The organism is Xanthomonas sp. F10, assembly GCF_014206815.1.
GTDB lineage: Bacteria > Pseudomonadota > Gammaproteobacteria > Xanthomonadales > Xanthomonadaceae > Xanthomonas_A > Xanthomonas_A indica.
Genome location: NZ_JACHNP010000001.1, coordinates 989,205 through 1,004,676, shown reverse-complemented (window position 1 = coordinate 1,004,676; position 15,472 = coordinate 989,205). Strand labels below are relative to the sequence as shown.

Here is a 15,472-nt window from a genome sequence, read left to right as displayed (position 1 = left end):
GCCTGCCCGTGACCATGCCCTGCGACACGCTCTGGCACAACGCGCACCTGATGACGCTGGACGCCGAGGACGACGGCCTGGGCTTGGTCCACGACGGCGTGGTGGCGTGCCGCGACGGCCGCATCGTCTATGCCGGCGCCGCCGCGCAGTTGCCCGGTCCGCTGTCGGCGCAACGCAGCATCGATTGCGGCGGACGCTGGATCGGCCCCGGTCTGATCGATTGCCACACCCACCTGGTCTATGCCGGCAACCGCGCCGGCGAGTTCGAGCAGCGCCTGCTCGGCGCCAGCTACGCCGACATCGCCCGCGCCGGCGGCGGCATCGTCTCCACGGTACGCGCCACCCGCGCCGCCGACGAGAACGCCCTGCTCGCCGCCAGCCTGCCGCGGCTGGACGCGCTGCTGGCCGAAGGCGTGACCACGGTGGAGATCAAGTCCGGCTACGGCCTCACGCTGGAGGACGAACTGCGTCTGCTGCGTGTGGCCCGCCGCCTGGGCGAACTGCGCGCAGTGGAGGTGTCGCCGACCTTCCTCGGCGCGCACGCAGTGCCGCCTGGCGGCGAGGCGCAGGCCTACATCGACGACGTCTGCGCGCGCATGATCCCGGCGGTCGCCGCGCAGGGCCTGGCCGAGGCGGTGGACGTGTTCTGCGAGCACCTGGCGTTCAGCCCGGCGCAGACCGAGCAGGTGTTCCAGGCCGCGCAGCGCCATGGCCTGGCGCTGAAGATCCATGCCGAGCAGTTGTCCAACCAGGGCGGCGCGGCACTGGCGGCGCGCTACGGCGCGCGCTCGGCCGACCATGTCGAATACCTGGACGACGCCGGCGTCGCCGCGATGGCCGCCGCCGGCACCGTCGCGGTGCTGCTGCCGGGCGCCTTCTATTTCACCCGCGATACCCAGCTGCCGCCGATCGCCGCGCTGCGCGCCGCCGGCGTGCCGCGCGCGCTGGCCACCGACTGCAATCCCGGCACCTCGCCGCTGACCAGCCCGCTGCTGGCGATGAACCTGGCGGCGACGCTGTTCCGGCTGACCGTGGCCGAATGCATCGCCGGCTTCACCCGCGAGGCGGCGCGCGCGCTCGGGCGCCAGGACCGGGTGGGCCGGCTGCGCGCCGGGCTGGCCTGCGACCTGGCGATCTGGAACATCGCCGAACCGGCCGAATTGGTCTATCGCATGGGCTTCAACCCGCTGCATGCGCGTATCTGGAGAGGACAATGAGCGACAACGAGATCCTGCTGCGCCCGGGCGCGGTGAGCCTGGCGCAGTGGCGCGACGTGTACCGCGGCGCCGGCGTGCGGCTGGACCCCGCCTGCGCCGACGCGGTGCTGCGCAGCGCGCAGACCGTGGAGGCGATCGTGGCCAGCGGCGCGCCGGTGTACGGCATCAACACCGGCTTCGGCAAGCTGGCCAGCGTGCGCATCGAGCGCGAGGACCTGGAAGCCCTGCAGCGCAACATCGTGCTGTCGCATGCGGCCGGGGTCGGTGCGCCGATGCCGGTGCCGGTGGTGCGGCTGATGATGGCGCTGAAGCTGGCCAGCCTGGCCCAGGGCGCTTCCGGCGTGCGGCCGCAGACGCTGGCGCTGCTGGAGGCGCTGTTGCAGCATGAGGTGATCCCAGTGGTGCCATGCCAGGGCTCGGTCGGCGCCTCCGGCGACCTGGCGCCGCTGGCGCACCTGGCCACGGTGATGCTGGGCGTCGGCGAGGCCTTCGTCGGCGACGCGCGCCTGCCGGCCGCCCAGGCGCTGGCCCAGGCCGGGCTGCAGCCGCTGACGCTGGGCGCCAAGGAGGGCCTGGCGCTGCTCAACGGCACCCAGTACTCCACCGCCTATGCGCTGGCCGGGCTGTTCGAGATCGAGCGCGTGTTCCATGCCGCACTGGTCACCGGCGCACTGTCCACCGAGGCCGCGAAAGGCTCGGATACCCCGTTCGATCCGCGCATCCACGCGCTGCGCGGCCAGCCCGGGCAGATCGCCACCGCCGCCGCGCTGCGCACTTTGATGCAGGACTCGGCGATCCGCGATTCGCACCGCGACAACGACGTACGCGTGCAGGATCCCTACTGCCTGCGCTGCCAGCCGCAGGTGATGGGCGCGGCGCTGGACGTGATGCGCCAGGCGGCCACCACCCTGGCCACCGAGGCCAACGGCGTCTCCGACAACCCGCTGGTATTCAGCGACACCGGCGAAGCGCTGTCGGGCGGCAACTTCCACGCCGAGCCGGTGGCCTTCGCTGCCGACATGCTGGCGCTGGCGGTGTGCGAGATCGGCTCGATCAGCGAGCGCCGCGTCGCCATGCTGGTGGATCCGGCGCTGTCCGGGTTGCCGGCGTTCCTGACGCCCAAGCCCGGCCTCAACTCCGGCTTCATGATTCCGCAGGTCACCGCCGCGGCGCTGGTGTCGGAGAACAAGCAACGCGCCTATCCGGCCAGCGTCGACTCGATCCCGACCTCGGCCAACCAGGAAGACCACGTATCGATGGCCGCGCACGGCGCGCGCCGGCTGCTGCCGATGGCCGAGAACGCGGCCAACGTGGTCGGCATCGAATTGCTGGCGGCCGCGCAGGGCTGCGATTTCCACGCACCGCTGCGCTCCAGCGCCGCACTGGAAGCGGCGCGCGCGCTGCTGCGCACGCGCGTACCGGCACTGCAGGACGACCGCTACTTCCACCCGGACATGCTGGCCGCCACCGCGCTGGTGCGCGACGGCGCGCTGGCCGCGGCGGTGGGGATGCGCTTGCCCGAGGCGAGTGCTTGATCTGATGAGACCCTTGTAGGAGCGGCTTTAGCCGCGACGGGGCGTTACCGGGTAATGCCCCTCGCGGCTGAGCCGCTCCTACGACACCGCACAACGCGCGAGGCCGTATGACATCCCTGCCCGACTGGCTCACTGTGCACCGCGGCGATGCGCCGCTGATCCTCAGCTTCCCGCATACCGGCACCGAGTTGCCTGAGGCGCTGGCCGACCGCTTCGTCTCGCCGTGGCTGGCGCAGCGCGATGCCGACTGGTGGGTGCACTTGCTGTACGACTTCGCCGGGACACTCGGCGCGACCACCGTGCGCACCGCGATCTCGCGCTCGGTGATCGACGTCAACCGCGATCCGGCCGGGGTGTCGCTGTATCCCGGACAGAACACCACCGGGCTGTGCCCGCTGACCACCTTCGACGCGCAGCCGCTGTACCGACCCGGCGCCGAGCCGGATGCGGCCGAGATCGACGCACGCCGCACGCGCTGGTTCGCGCCGTACCACGCCGCGCTGGAGGCGGAGATCGCGCGCCTGCGCGCCCTGCACCCGGCGATTGTGGTGTACGACGCGCATTCGATCCGCTCGCGCATCCCGCACCTGTTCGACGGCGAGTTGCCGCAGTTCAACATCGGCAGCGCCGGTGCCTCCGGCGCGGTGGACAGCAGTTGCGCGGCAGCGCTGACCGATGCGGTCGAACGCGTCTGCGCCGGCAGCGGCTTCAGCCACGTGCGCAACGGCCGCTTCAAGGGCGGCTGGAGCACCCGCCACCACGGCGCGCCGGCCGACGGCGTGCACGCGATCCAGATGGAACTGGCCTGCCGCGGCTACATGCACGAGCCCGACACGGTCGACCCCAGCAACTGGCCCTCGCCGTGGCAACCCGAATACGCCGCGCCGTTGCGCGCGGTGCTGCAGCAGGTGCTGCAGGCCTGTCTCGATTTCGCCCGCCGCCCTGCCGCATCCGGCCGCGCCGCCGACTGACCCATGCACCGCGTTTCGCCTTCCGCGCATCCACCTGAGGATTCCCGCATGACCCGCCTCGACGCCACCCGTACCATCCAAGCGCCCACCGGCAGCACCCTCACCGCCAAGAGCTGGCTGACCGAAGCGCCGTTGCGCATGCTGATGAACAACCTGCACCCGGACGTGGCCGAGCGCCCGCAGGAACTGGTGGTGTACGGCGGCATCGGCCGCGCCGCACGCGACTGGGAAAGCTTCGACGCCATCGTCGAGACGCTCAAGCGCCTGGACGACGACCAGACCCTGCTGGTGCAGTCGGGCAAGCCGGTGGGCGTGTTCCGCACCCACGCCGACGCGCCGCGCGTGCTGATCGCCAACTCCAACCTGGTGCCGCGCTGGGCCAACTGGGACCACTTCAACGAACTGGACAAGAAAGGCCTGGCCATGTACGGCCAGATGACCGCCGGCAGCTGGATCTACATCGGCGCGCAGGGCATCGTCCAGGGCACCTACGAGACCTTCGTGGAAATGGGCCGGCAGCACTACGGCGGCGATCTGTCCGGCAAATGGCTGTTCACCGGCGGCCTCGGCGGCATGGGCGGCGCACAGCCGCTGGCGGCGGTGATGGCCGGCGCCTCGTGCCTGGCGGTGGAATGCCGCAAGAGCAGCATCGACATGCGCCTGCGCACCGGCTATCTGGACACCTGGACCGATTCGCTGGACGAGGCGCTGCGCCTGATCGCCGAAGCCTGCGCGGCAAAGACGCCGCGCTCGGTCGGCCTGCTTGGCAACGTCGCCGACGTGCTCGCCGAACTGCTGGCGCGCGGGGTCAAGCCGGACCTGCTGACCGACCAGACCTCCGCGCACGACCCGGTCAACGGCTACCTGCCGCAGGGCTGGACGGTCGAGCAGTGGGACGCCAAGCGCGTCTCCGCCCCCAAGGAGGTGGAACAGGCCGCGCGTGCCTCGATGGCCAACCACATCCGCGCCATGCTCGGCTTCCACGCGCTGGGCGTGCCGACCGTGGACTACGGCAACAACCTGCGGCAGATGGCGCTGGAAGAAGGCGTGACCAACGCCTTCGATTTCCCCGGCTTCGTGCCGGCCTACATCCGCCCGCTGTTCTGCCGCGGCGTCGGCCCGTTCCGCTGGGCGGCGCTGAGCGGCGATCCGGAAGACATCGCCAGGACCGATGCCAAGGTCAAGGAACTGATTCCCGACAACCCGCACCTGCATCGCTGGCTGGACATGGCCGCCGAGAAGATCCAGTTCCAGGGCCTGCCGGCGCGGATCTGCTGGGTCGGCCTGGGCGACCGCGACCGCCTGGGCCTGGCGTTCAACGAGATGGTCGCCAGGGGCGAACTGAAAGCGCCGGTGGTGATCGGCCGCGACCACCTGGACAGCGGCAGCGTCGCCTCGCCCAACCGCGAGACCGAGGCCATGGCCGACGGCTCGGACGCGGTCTCCGACTGGCCGCTGCTCAACGCCCTGCTCAACACCGCCAGCGGCGCCACCTGGGTGTCGCTGCACCATGGCGGCGGCGTCGGCATGGGCTTCTCGCAGCATGCCGGCATGGTCATCGTCTGCGACGGCACCGAGGCTGCGGCCAAGCGCATCGCGCGCGTGCTGTGGAACGACCCGGCCACCGGCGTGATGCGGCATGCCGACGCCGGCTATCCCATCGCCCTGGAGTGCGCCCGCGAGAAACACCTGGACCTGCCGGGCATCCTGCGCTGAGCCCCGCACCCGGCCGCCGCTCGAGGCGCGGCCGGGTGCACCAGGCGCCAAACCGGAACTGCGTCACCGCTCCGACGATGCACCCTCAAGATCGGCCGCGCCACGCCGACAAGGGATGCATCGTTTCAAGGAGCCTGCATGGGCATCCTGATCTACCTCACTCCTGCCGTGGCGCTGTGGGCTGCCGTTGCCACCGCGTTCGCGCATGGCTTGTTCCAGCGTCTGGGGCATGCCTATCGACGCGACGCGACTGCGAAGGAGACCATCGCGCGGTATCAGGCGGCGCTGAGCCAGCTGAAGGCGCAGGCCGCCGCCAGCGCGCAGGAACTGGAGACGCTGCGTCAGGACCACGAGCGCCTGCGCGCGACCTACGAATACGAGGCGGCACCGGTTGCGGCCGCGTCTGCCACCGCCGCGCCTGCCAGTGCGCCTGCGACCACCACCTCGAAGGTGGCGCCCGCCCCGGCCCCGGTCGCGCCGCCGTCGACCATCGCCCTGGCGCAGATCGACATCGCCGACGAGGTCGGCACCCTGCTCGCGCACGTGGCGCGGGTGGCGCGCAGCATCCGCCGCTACAGCGCCTACAGCCGCGGCCACAACGGACCGGAACCGGCCAGCGCGCGCTACGACCTGCATTGGCTCTCGGACTGCCTGCACAATCTCGACCAGGTCGGCCATGCGCTGGCCCGCAACAACATGGAAACCCTGACCGCGGCCTGCACCGAACTGCTGACCATGTACGAGCAGTACCTGCGCGACGGCTCCGGCTACAACAGCCGCGACACCTTCCAGCGGCTCAGCACGCAAGTGCCGCTGGCCGAAGTCACCGATGCGATCCGGTCGATCGCGGCCAAGGCCTCGCTGGCACGGCAGGCGCAGGCCGCGCAGGAACAGGCCGCGCACGCGCACGAACGCATCGCCGAGAGCCACCAGATCGACGCACTGTCGATGCTGTGACGGCGGTGTCCGTGCCGACGGCCGTAGGCATGGCCGTCCGCGGCCCGCGTTGACCCGGCCGGTCGCCCGTGCTGTGATGCCTGCCGGTCAGGGCGGAGCGGGATCATGGCGGACAGCAAGGCGGCCTTCGAGAAAGCGGTCCAGGACATCAAGCAGCGCGCGGAGCGTCCCGACAACGACACCCTGTTGCGGCTGTATGCGCTGTACAAGCAAGGCTCGGAGGGCGACGTGAGCGGCGCCAAGCCGGGCTTCTTCGACTTCGTCGGCACCGCCAAGTACGAAGCCTGGGCCAAGCTCAAGGGCATGCCGCAGGCCGACGCGCAGAAGAAGTACGTGGACCTGGTGAAGAAGCTGCTGGCCTGATGGCCCGCGACACGCGGCGGCGCATCCTCGAGACCGCCCTGGCGATGTTCAACGCGCAGGGCGAGCCGCACGTCACCACCAACCACATCGCCGACGAGCTGGAGATCAGCCCCGGGAATCTGTACTACCACTTCCGCAACAAGGACGACATCATCGAGCACCTGTTCGCGCGCTACGAGGAGCGCATGGACGCGGCGCTGGCGTTGCCGAGCGCGCGCCTGCCCGGGCTGGAAGACATCTGGCTGCAGTTGCACCTGGTGTTCGAGTGCATCTGGGACTACCGCTTCCTGTACCGCGACCTGGTCGAGATCCTCAGCCGCAGCCGGCGCCTGCGCCTGCGCTTCGCGCGCATCCTGCGCCGCGCCGACGCCAGCGTGCAGGCGGTGTTCCAGGGGCTGGCGCAGACCGGGGCGATGCGCGCCAGCCCTCAGGAGTTGGAGGGCGTGGCCACCAACGCGCTGGTGGTGGCCACGTTCTGGCTCAACTACGCGGCCGCACGCGGCGAGAAGGACGAGCAGGTGGCGATCCGCCACGGCATCGTGCAGGTGATGCGCCTGATCGCGCCGTTCCTGCGCGAGATCGAACGCGCGCACCTGGCCGCGCTGATGGACGCCTATCTGGATTGAGGCGCCTGCCCTGCGCGCCGGCGCAGGGCGTCAGTCGCTCGCCCCGGCAGCGACCTGGGCGTCCGCGCCGTCCAGCTCGTAGACCTTGCACACCAGGCCTGGCGGCTCGCGATAGGTACGAAAGCCGATGGCATCGTAGTACGCCTGCCCGAGCGCATTGTCGGCGGCGATGCTGGCGTCGATCCGGGTCAGCCCGGCGCTGCGCGCTGCCGCACAGGTGGCCCGGAACAGCGCGCTGCCGACGCCACGGCGGGCTGCGCGCGGATCGACGTGGGTGCCGATGATGCCCCAGCCCTCGGCGACGTCGTAGGCATTGCCGGGACGGGCGATCCGCAGCGACTGGAAACCGAGGACCGCGCCGTCGGCGTCCTCGGCCAGCACGCACTGGACGCGGTCGGGATGCGTCAGGTAGGTCGCGCAGACCGTCGCCAGGTCGGTGGGCGCCTTGCGCAGGCCGGCGGCGAAGATGGCGTGCTGCACCGCCACCATGGCGGCAGCATCGTCGCGCGTGGCGGGCCTGATCTGCATGACGCTGTTGCCTCGGGTCGGGTCGACGCGGCCGAGTATGCCCGAGCGCGCCTGCCACTGTGCGCCGTGGCGAACGCCAGGTCAGGTGCCGGTGCGGCGCGCCCTGCCCGCGCCCGCCGTGCGTTTGCCGGCCGGCTTCTTGGCGACGCGCTTCTCGGCGGCGTGCTTGCCGGTGGCCGCGCGCTTGCGCGGGTGCGGGCGCGGCTGCAGCCCCAGCTTGACCAGCACCGGCTGCAGGCGCGCCTCGACCTCGGCGCTCAGCGGCTGCACCTGCCCGCGCAGCGCCGCGGCGCCCTCGCGCACGCTGCTCTCGGCCTCGTCCGCCAGTTGCGTGGCCAGCGCCTTCAACGTCGCCGCGCCCTGCGCGGCATCGGCCGCCGCAGCCAGCGCACGCTTGCGGGTCAGCGCGACCACGCCCAGCCCGGCCAGCCACAGGTGCCGCGGGTTCAGCCGGTCCGGCCGCAGCGCGGAGGTGGAACGCTTCTTGGTCGCCATCGCACGATCTCCAACTGGGCCGACGTGGCCCCGATGCGCGCCATGCTGGCGCCGGCGGCTTGAGCAAACACACTATCCGCCGCCACCCTTGCCACGCGCCGGCGCCCTTGCCATGCTCGGCGCGGACGCCGTGGCCCGGCGCCGCACAGGGAGATCCGCATGGCAGCAAAATCGAGCGCGTGGGCACCGTTTCCGTACGACGCCAAGGGCTACGCCGGCGATGCGTTGAAGAAGGCCTGGCCCAAGTTGCACGCCGGCGACCGCGAGCCCTACCCCGATCCGGCCCATGCACAGGCGCTGCTGGACGCCGCCGGCAAGGCCGGCAAGGGCCACGACGCGCAGACCCTCTCGGCGGCGCTGATCGAGGCCTGGCGCGCCTTCCACCACGGGCAGTTCCAGCAGGCCTACGAGGGCGGCAAGGCGCTGGGCGTGTTCGGCGCCTCGGTCGCGGTCAAGGCGATCGGCATCCACGCCGGCTATCTGGTCGACGACGAAAAGGAGCAGTTGCAGCGGCTGCAGCAGGCCGCGGCACTGGCCGAGGCGGCGATCGCCGCGCTACCGGACGAGGCCAACAGCCACTACCGCCACGCCTTCGCGCTGGGCCGCTACAGCCAAGGCCTGAGCATCGTCAAGGCGCTCAAGCAGGGCATCGCCAGCAAGGTGCGCGCGTCGCTGGAAGCGGCGCTCGAGCTGGAGCCCAAGCATGCCGAGGCGCACATGGCGCTGGCCCTGTACCACGCCGAGATCATCGGCAAGGTCGGCGCGATGATCGGCGGCCTCACCTACGGGGCCAAGGCCGCCACCGCCGAACAGCACATCCAGCAGGCGCTGAAGCTGGTGCCGGACGCGCCGATTGCCCACGTCGAACACGCCAACGTGCTGCTGTTGCTGTACGGCGACAAGCGCGAAGAGGACGCCGCCGCGGCGTTCGAGAAGGCCGCCAAGCTCAAGCCGCGCGATGCGATGGAAGCGTTGGACGCGGCGTTCGCCCGCGACCAGTTGGAGTAGCGCCGCGCTGCGCACGCCAGCGAACTGACCGTATCCCGATCGTATCGTAGGAGCGGCTTCAGCCGCGACAGGCCTCCCCGGGAACGCCTGTCGCGGCTGAAGCCGCTCCTATGACGAATCGCACGCCCGTAACCGACCGCACCGCGACGCGACTGGCGCGATCGGCGGCGGTGAGGCCGACACATCGTGTCGCCATCCACCACGTTCCGCCGCTGCGACATCGCAACGCGATGTCGCAGCGGCGGCGCGCATCACCCTGCCGGCGGCAGCGCGTAGGCGATCACGTAGTCGCCGCGCTTGGTCTCCATGAAGTGATGGCCGGCGGCGACGATGACCAGGTACTCGCGGCCGTCGACCGCGTACACCATCGGCGTGGCCTGGCCGCCGGCCGGCAGCTTGGCCTGCCACAGGGTCTTGCCACTGGCCAGGTCGATCGCGCGGATCATGTCGTCGGTGGCCGCGGCGATGAAGATCAGGCCGCTGGCGCTAACCACGGCGCCGCCGTTGTTGGGCGTTCCGATCTCGATCGGCAAGCCGGAGTGGATGCCGAACGGGCCGTTGCCGCGTGCGCTGCCGAACGGGCGATCCCACAGGGTCTTGCCGCTGGCCAGGTCGATCGCGCGGATGCCGCCGTAGGGCGGCTGCTTGCACAGCAGCCCGGTGAACGGCAGCCGCCAGCCGGCGTTGACGTTGATCGCGTACGGCGTGCCCGCCTGCGGATCGCCCGCACCCTCGGCGCCGCCGCTGTCGCCGCGCACCTGATCGCGCGGCGCCCAGCCCATCTTGTCGGCCTTGGCGCGCGGCACCAGCAGGTTGTAGTTGGGCATGTCGTTGTAGTTGGCCACAACCACCCCGCGCTGCGGGTCCACCGCCACGCTGCCCCAGTCCGAGCCGCCGTTGTAGCCGGGATACTCGATCGAATGGCGGTCGGCTTCCGGCGGCGTGTAGATGCCCTTGTAGCTGGCGCTGCGGAACTGGATGCGGCACACCAGTTGGTCGATCGGGGTCATGCCCCACATGTCGCGCTCGGTCAGGTCGCGCTTGCGCAGCGAGTGGTACAGCGAGAACGGCTGGGTCTTGGCGCGGCGCTGCGGCTCCACGCCGCCGCCCGGCACCGCGCGTTCCTCGACCCCGACCAGCGGTTTGCCGGTGCGCCGGTCGAGCACGTACAGTTCGCCCTGCTTGCTCGGCAGCAGCACCGCCGGCACGCTCTTACCGTCGTGCGGGAAGTCCAGCAGGGTCGGTTGCGAACCCAGGTCGTAGTCCCACACGTCGATATGGGTGGTCTGGAAGTTCCACACCGGCTTGCCGGTGGTGACGTCCAGCGCGACCAGCGAGGTCGCATAGCGGTCTTCCTGCGGGGTGCGCGAACTGCTCCAGTAGTCGGCCGAGGAATTGCCCATCGGCAGGTACACGTAGCCGAGTTGTTCGTCGCCGGCCGCGCTGGTCCACATGTTGGGCGTACCGCGGGTCCAGGTCTGCCCCGGCGGCGGCGCGCCGGCCCAGTCCGGATGGGTCATGTCCCAGGCCCAGCGCAGCGCACCGGTCACCGCATCGAAGCCCTGGATCACGCCGGACGGCTCGTAGCGCTTCTGTCCGTCCAGCACCTGGTGGCCGGTGACGACCACGCCGCGCACGATGGTCGGCGGCGAATTGATCGAGACATAGCCGGGCGGTGTGGAGCCCATGCCGACGGTGATGTCGACCTGGCCATGCTGGCCGAAGTCCTCGCAGGGCTTGCCGTCGGCCGCATCGACCGCGATCAGGCGCCCGTCCAGGGTGCCTTCGATGATGCGATGGCGGCACGCGGCTGACGCCGTCGCCTTGTCCTCGGGCACCGCGTAGTAGCTGACGCCGCGGCAGGCGGCGGTGTACGGGATCGCCTTGTCCGCCACCTTGGGGTCGTAGCGCCAGCGTTCGCGGCCGCTGCGCGCATCCAGCGCGATCAGTTGGTTGCGTGCGCTGCACAGATACAGGCTGTCGCCGATCTTCAGCGGCGTGGTCTCCGCACCCCAGCGCTTGTCCGGCAGGTCGCCGGTGCGGAAGGTCCAGGCGGTGCGCAACTGCGCCACGTTGTCCGGCGCGATCTGCCGCAGCGGCGTGTAGCGGCTGCCGGCGTTGTCACGGCCGTAGGCGGCCCAGTCGGCATCGGCGGGCGCATCGGCCGGCTGCGCGCCGGTGCGCGGCGTCGCCAGCGCCGCGGCCATCCCGGCCGCATGCGCCAGCGTGCCGTCGGCCTCGGTCACGCCGTACGGCAGGAACGCCAGCGCGAACGCGCCGACGAACACCAGGGCCAGCACCGCGGCGAGCGCGCGCGACAGCGTGCGCGAGAACGGCCGGTCCAGCCGCGGCAGCAGCAGCGCCAGCAACAACGCCAGGAACACCATCAGGCCCATGCGCGGCACCCAGCGCCAATAATCGGTGCCCGACTCCCATGCCGCCCACAGCAGGGACAGCAGGAAGGTCGCGGCGAACCACAACGCGCCGCTGCGCCGCGCGCGCCACAGCTGCACGCCGGAAATCGCCAGGCCGAGGCCGGCGACCAGGTAGTACCAGGACCCGCCCAGCGCCAGCAGCCAGGCGCCACCGGCCGCCAGCACCAAGCCGATCAGCGCGCAGGCGCCGCCGAGCAGGCGCAGCGGCCAGCCGCCGCGACGCTGCGTTTGTTCGAATGCATTCATTGCCACTCCTTGCAGGACACGGCCACGCGGAACATCCGACGTGGCAGCGGCGCACGCGCGCCGCGCATCCTTATCCCAAGCAGCAAGTGAACGTGATGCGTTTCTCGCTGACACACACTGACACGTAACGTTGCAGTCCTCGTGACCAAACGCCGACCTGCGCGTCACGCGGCGTGTGCCTTCCCAGGCAACGCCCGAATGACGGTATGGGTGCATGCATTGTGGCGCGGCGGCAACACGGGCGGCTGCCTGCACGCGCTCGCAGCAGATCACCCGCATCATCGTCATGGCCTCCTTCGAAAACGACAACGCCGGCACGAGGCCGGCGTCGTCGTTCGCTCAGGCGCGGATCACTCCTGCGGCGGTGCCGCCTCGCCAGCGGAGTCGGCGACGCCGTCCTCGCCCGGCAGCGCGTCTTCCTCGACCAGGGAGCCGTCCAGGCGTTCGACCGCCTGCAGCTTCTCGCCCTTGGACAGGCGGATCAGGGTCACGCCCTGGGTGTTGCGGCCGACGCGGGAGATTTCCGAGGCGCGGGTGCGCACCAGGGTGCCGCCGTCGGAGATCAGCAGCACTTCGTCGCGCGTGCTCAACAGCACCGCACCGACCAGCTTGCCGTTGCGCTCGCTGGTCTGGATGCCGATGACGCCCTGGGTGCCGCGACCCTTGCGCGGATACTCGCCCAGCGGGGTGCGCTTGCCGTAGCCGTTCTCGGTCGCGGTGAGGATGTAGGCATCGGCCTCGTCGCCATTGCGCGCGTCGGCCTCGACCTCGGTGTCGGCCGCGGCGTCGACATCGTCGGCGTCCTCGTCCTGGCCCACGGCCGGCTCGGCCACGATCAGGCTGACCACGTACTCGCTCTTGGCCAGGCGGATGCCGCGCACGCCGCGGCTGCTGCGCCCGGTCGGCTTGACTCCGCCGCGGCTCTTGCGTCGCGCGCCACGGGCCTCGTCGCCCTCCTCGCCCGCGGCCTCGTCGTCGGCCGCGGCGCTTTCGTCGGCACCAGTGTCGTCGATGACCGCATCATCGGCCTCGTCGTCCTTGGGCCGCTCGGAGAAGCGCACGGTCTTGCCGTTGGAGGCGAACAGCAGCACGTCGCGCTCGCCGTCGGTAAGCGCCACGCCGACCAGCGCGTCGCCCTCGTCGAGGTTGATCGCGATCTTGCCGATCTTGCGCTGGAACGCGAACTCGCTCAGCGGGGTCTTCTTGACCATGCCGTTGCGGGTGGCGAAGAACACGTAGCGGCCTTCGGCGTACTCGCGCACCGGCAGCACCGCCTGCACGCGCTCGCCGTTCTCCAGCGGAATCCAGTTGACGATCGGGCGGCCGCGCGCATTCGGTCCGGCCTCGGGCAACTGATGCACCGGCAGCCAGAACACCTTGCCGCTGCTGGTGAAGGTCAGCAGCGTGTCGTGGGTGTTGACCAGCCACAGCTGGTCGATGAAATCCTCTTCCTTGGTCGCCGCCGCGCTGCGGCCGCGGCCGCCGCGGCGCTGCGCGCGGTAGGCGCTGACCGGCTGGCGCTTGGCGTAGCCGGCATGCGACAAGGTCACCACCACGTCTTCCGGCGCGATCAGGTCGAGGATGTCCAGATCCTCTTCGCTGTGGCGGATTTCGGTGCGGCGCGCATCGCCGTATTCCTCGCGGATGTTGACCAGCTCTTCGCGGATCACCTGCAGCAGCACGTCCGGGTTTTCCAGGATGCGGATCAGCCCGGCGATCGCCTCCAGCAGCTGCTTGTATTCCTCGGTCAGGCGCTCCTGCTCCAGGCCGGTCAGGCGGTGCAGGCGCATTTCCAGGATCTGCGTGGCCTGCACTTCGGTCAGCTGGTAGCCGCCGCCGACCAGGCCGACGCCGCTGGGCAGGTCTTCCGGACGCGAGGCCTCGGCGCCGGCCGCATTGAGCAGCGCGCCGACCAGGCCCGGCTGCCAGGTCTTGGCCAGCATGCGCTCGCGCGCTTCGTTCGGGTTCGCCGAGGTCTTGATCAGCTCGATCATCTCGTCGATGTTGGCGAGCGCGACGGTCAGGCCTTCCAGGATGTGCGCACGCGCGCGCGCCTTGCGCAGTTCGAAGATGGTACGGCGGGTCACCACTTCGCGACGGTGGCGGACGAACGCCTCCAGCATCTGCTTGAGGTTCAGCAACTGCGGGCGGCCGTCGACCAGCGCCACCATGTTGATGCCGAACACCGACTCCATCTGGGTCTGCTGGTACAGGTTGTTCAGCACCACGTCGGCGGCTTCGCCGCGCTTGACCTCGATGTAGATGCGCATGCCGTCCTTGTCGGACTCGTCGCGCAACTCGCTGATGCCCTCGAGCTTCTTTTCCTTGACCAGCTCGGCGATCTTCTCGATCAGCCGCGCCTTGTTGACCTGGTACGGGATCTCGGTGACCACGATCGCTTCGCGGCCGTTGTCCTGGATCTCGATCTCGGCCTTGGCGCGCATGCGCACGCGGCCGCGGCCGGTGCGGTAGCCGGCGACGATGCCGGTGGTGCCGTTGACGATGCCCGCGGTCGGGAAATCCGGGCCGGGGATGTGTTCCATCAGGCCGTCGACGTCGATCTGCGGGTTGTCGATCAGCGCCAGGCAGGCATTGATCGACTCGGTCAGGTTGTGCGGCGGGATGTTGGTGGCCATGCCCACCGCGATGCCGGCCGAGCCGTTGACCAGCAGGCTCGGGAAGCGCGTCGGCATCACCGACGGTTCCTGTTCCTTCTCGTCGTAGTTGGGCTGGAAATCGACGGTCTCCTTGTCGATGTCGGCCATCATCTCGTGCGCGAGCCGCGACATGCGCGCCTCGGTGTAACGCATCGCCGCCGCGGAATCGCCGTCGACCGAGCCGAAGTTACCCTGCCCGTCCACCATCATGTAGCGCAGCGAGAACGGCTGCGCCATGCGCACCAGGGTGTCGTACACCGACTGGTCGCCGTGCGGGTGGTACTTACCGATGACGTCGCCGACGATACGCGCCGACTTGTAGTAGGGCTTGTTGCTGTGCGCGCCCAACTCGTTCATCGCGAACAACACGCGGCGATGCACCGGCTTGAGGCCGTCGCGCGCATCCGGGAGGGCACGCCCCACGATCACGCTCATGGCGTAATCGAGGTAGCTCTTGCGCATCTCGTCTTCCAGGTTGACCTGGATGATTTCCTTGGCGGATTCTGCCATTCGGGTTCCGTAAGTCTGGTGGCGGATCGACCACGACGCCGGCCCACGACAGGCGGGCCCGCCGCGGCCGCACGCCTAGGGCGCACGGCGGTCGATCGAACCGCCGGATTCTATCATGACGGGCGCCCGATTGCCCGGTTTTTGCCGGCCCGAACAAGCACTTGCGCGCCATCGGCCGGGTTTGCCGGGCGCTGTGGCGCCGCCCCGG

12 protein-coding genes are annotated in these 15,472 nt (G+C 70.4%); 8 read left to right on the top strand and 4 right to left on the bottom strand.

What is annotated here, in order from left to right:
* Positions 1-14 precede the first annotated feature (14 nt).
* The 7 genes from hutI (at position 15) to FHR56_RS04425 (ending at position 7,385) form a co-directional block, all read left to right on the top strand.
* Positions 15-1,217 (top strand): imidazolonepropionase, encoded by a 1,203-nt coding sequence (gene hutI / locus FHR56_RS04455; protein ID WP_160947878.1) that lies wholly within the window; start codon positions 15-17, stop codon positions 1,215-1,217.
* A complete protein-coding gene (gene hutH / locus FHR56_RS04450) occupies positions 1,214-2,752 on the top strand; it encodes a histidine ammonia-lyase (RefSeq protein ID WP_160947858.1) in 1,539 nt (512 codons plus the stop codon). Before hutI ends, hutH begins: the two co-directional genes overlap by 4 nt.
* Before the next feature lie 107 nt (positions 2,753-2,859).
* The gene (hutG, locus tag FHR56_RS04445; protein ID WP_160947859.1) at positions 2,860-3,723 is read left to right on the top strand and encodes an N-formylglutamate deformylase; all 864 of its coding nucleotides are present in this window, start codon (positions 2,860-2,862) and stop codon (positions 3,721-3,723) included.
* Positions 3,724-3,771: 48 nt separating this feature from the next.
* Complete coding sequence (gene hutU, locus FHR56_RS04440; RefSeq protein WP_160947860.1) at positions 3,772-5,439, top strand: urocanate hydratase; 1,668 nt, start codon at positions 3,772-3,774, stop codon at positions 5,437-5,439.
* A 138-nt stretch (positions 5,440-5,577) separates the two neighbouring features.
* A complete protein-coding gene (locus FHR56_RS04435) occupies positions 5,578-6,396 on the top strand; it encodes a hypothetical protein (RefSeq protein WP_160947861.1) in 819 nt (272 codons plus the stop codon).
* Between the two features lie 105 nt (positions 6,397-6,501).
* Positions 6,502-6,759: an acyl-CoA-binding protein gene (locus FHR56_RS04430; RefSeq protein WP_010342548.1), complete on the top strand. Its 258-nt coding sequence runs from the start codon at positions 6,502-6,504 to the stop codon at positions 6,757-6,759.
* Positions 6,759-7,385 carry a TetR/AcrR family transcriptional regulator gene (locus FHR56_RS04425; RefSeq protein WP_160947862.1) on the top strand — a complete coding sequence of 209 codons (627 nt, stop codon included), beginning with the start codon at positions 6,759-6,761 and terminating at the stop codon, positions 7,383-7,385. The genes FHR56_RS04430 and FHR56_RS04425 overlap by 1 nt, the downstream gene beginning before the upstream one ends.
* A gap of 30 nt (positions 7,386-7,415) precedes the next feature.
* Here FHR56_RS04425 and FHR56_RS04420 read toward each other — a convergent pair whose 3' ends face one another.
* Both FHR56_RS04420 and FHR56_RS04415 read right to left on the bottom strand, forming a co-directional pair.
* Positions 7,416-7,913 carry a GNAT family N-acetyltransferase gene (locus tag FHR56_RS04420; RefSeq protein ID WP_237473329.1) on the bottom strand — a complete coding sequence of 166 codons (498 nt, stop codon included), beginning with the start codon at positions 7,911-7,913 and terminating at the stop codon, positions 7,416-7,418.
* A gap of 81 nt (positions 7,914-7,994) precedes the next feature.
* Positions 7,995-8,408 carry a hypothetical protein gene (locus tag FHR56_RS04415; RefSeq protein ID WP_237473330.1) on the bottom strand — a complete coding sequence of 138 codons (414 nt, stop codon included), beginning with the start codon at positions 8,406-8,408 and terminating at the stop codon, positions 7,995-7,997.
* Positions 8,409-8,567: 159 nt separating this feature from the next.
* On the opposite strand from FHR56_RS04415, the gene FHR56_RS04410 reads away from it, so the two are divergent.
* Positions 8,568-9,416: a hypothetical protein gene (locus FHR56_RS04410; RefSeq protein WP_160947863.1), complete on the top strand. Its 849-nt coding sequence runs from the start codon at positions 8,568-8,570 to the stop codon at positions 9,414-9,416.
* Positions 9,417-9,667: 251 nt separating this feature from the next.
* Here FHR56_RS04410 and FHR56_RS04405 read toward each other — a convergent pair whose 3' ends face one another.
* Positions 9,668-12,097, bottom strand: coding sequence for a membrane-bound PQQ-dependent dehydrogenase, glucose/quinate/shikimate family (locus FHR56_RS04405; protein WP_160947864.1), 2,430 nt, complete (start codon positions 12,095-12,097; stop codon positions 9,668-9,670).
* A 350-nt stretch (positions 12,098-12,447) separates the two neighbouring features.
* Positions 12,448-15,264, bottom strand: coding sequence for a DNA gyrase subunit A (gyrA, locus tag FHR56_RS04400; protein WP_160947865.1), 2,817 nt, complete (start codon positions 15,262-15,264; stop codon positions 12,448-12,450).
* Positions 15,265-15,472 lie beyond the last annotated feature (208 nt).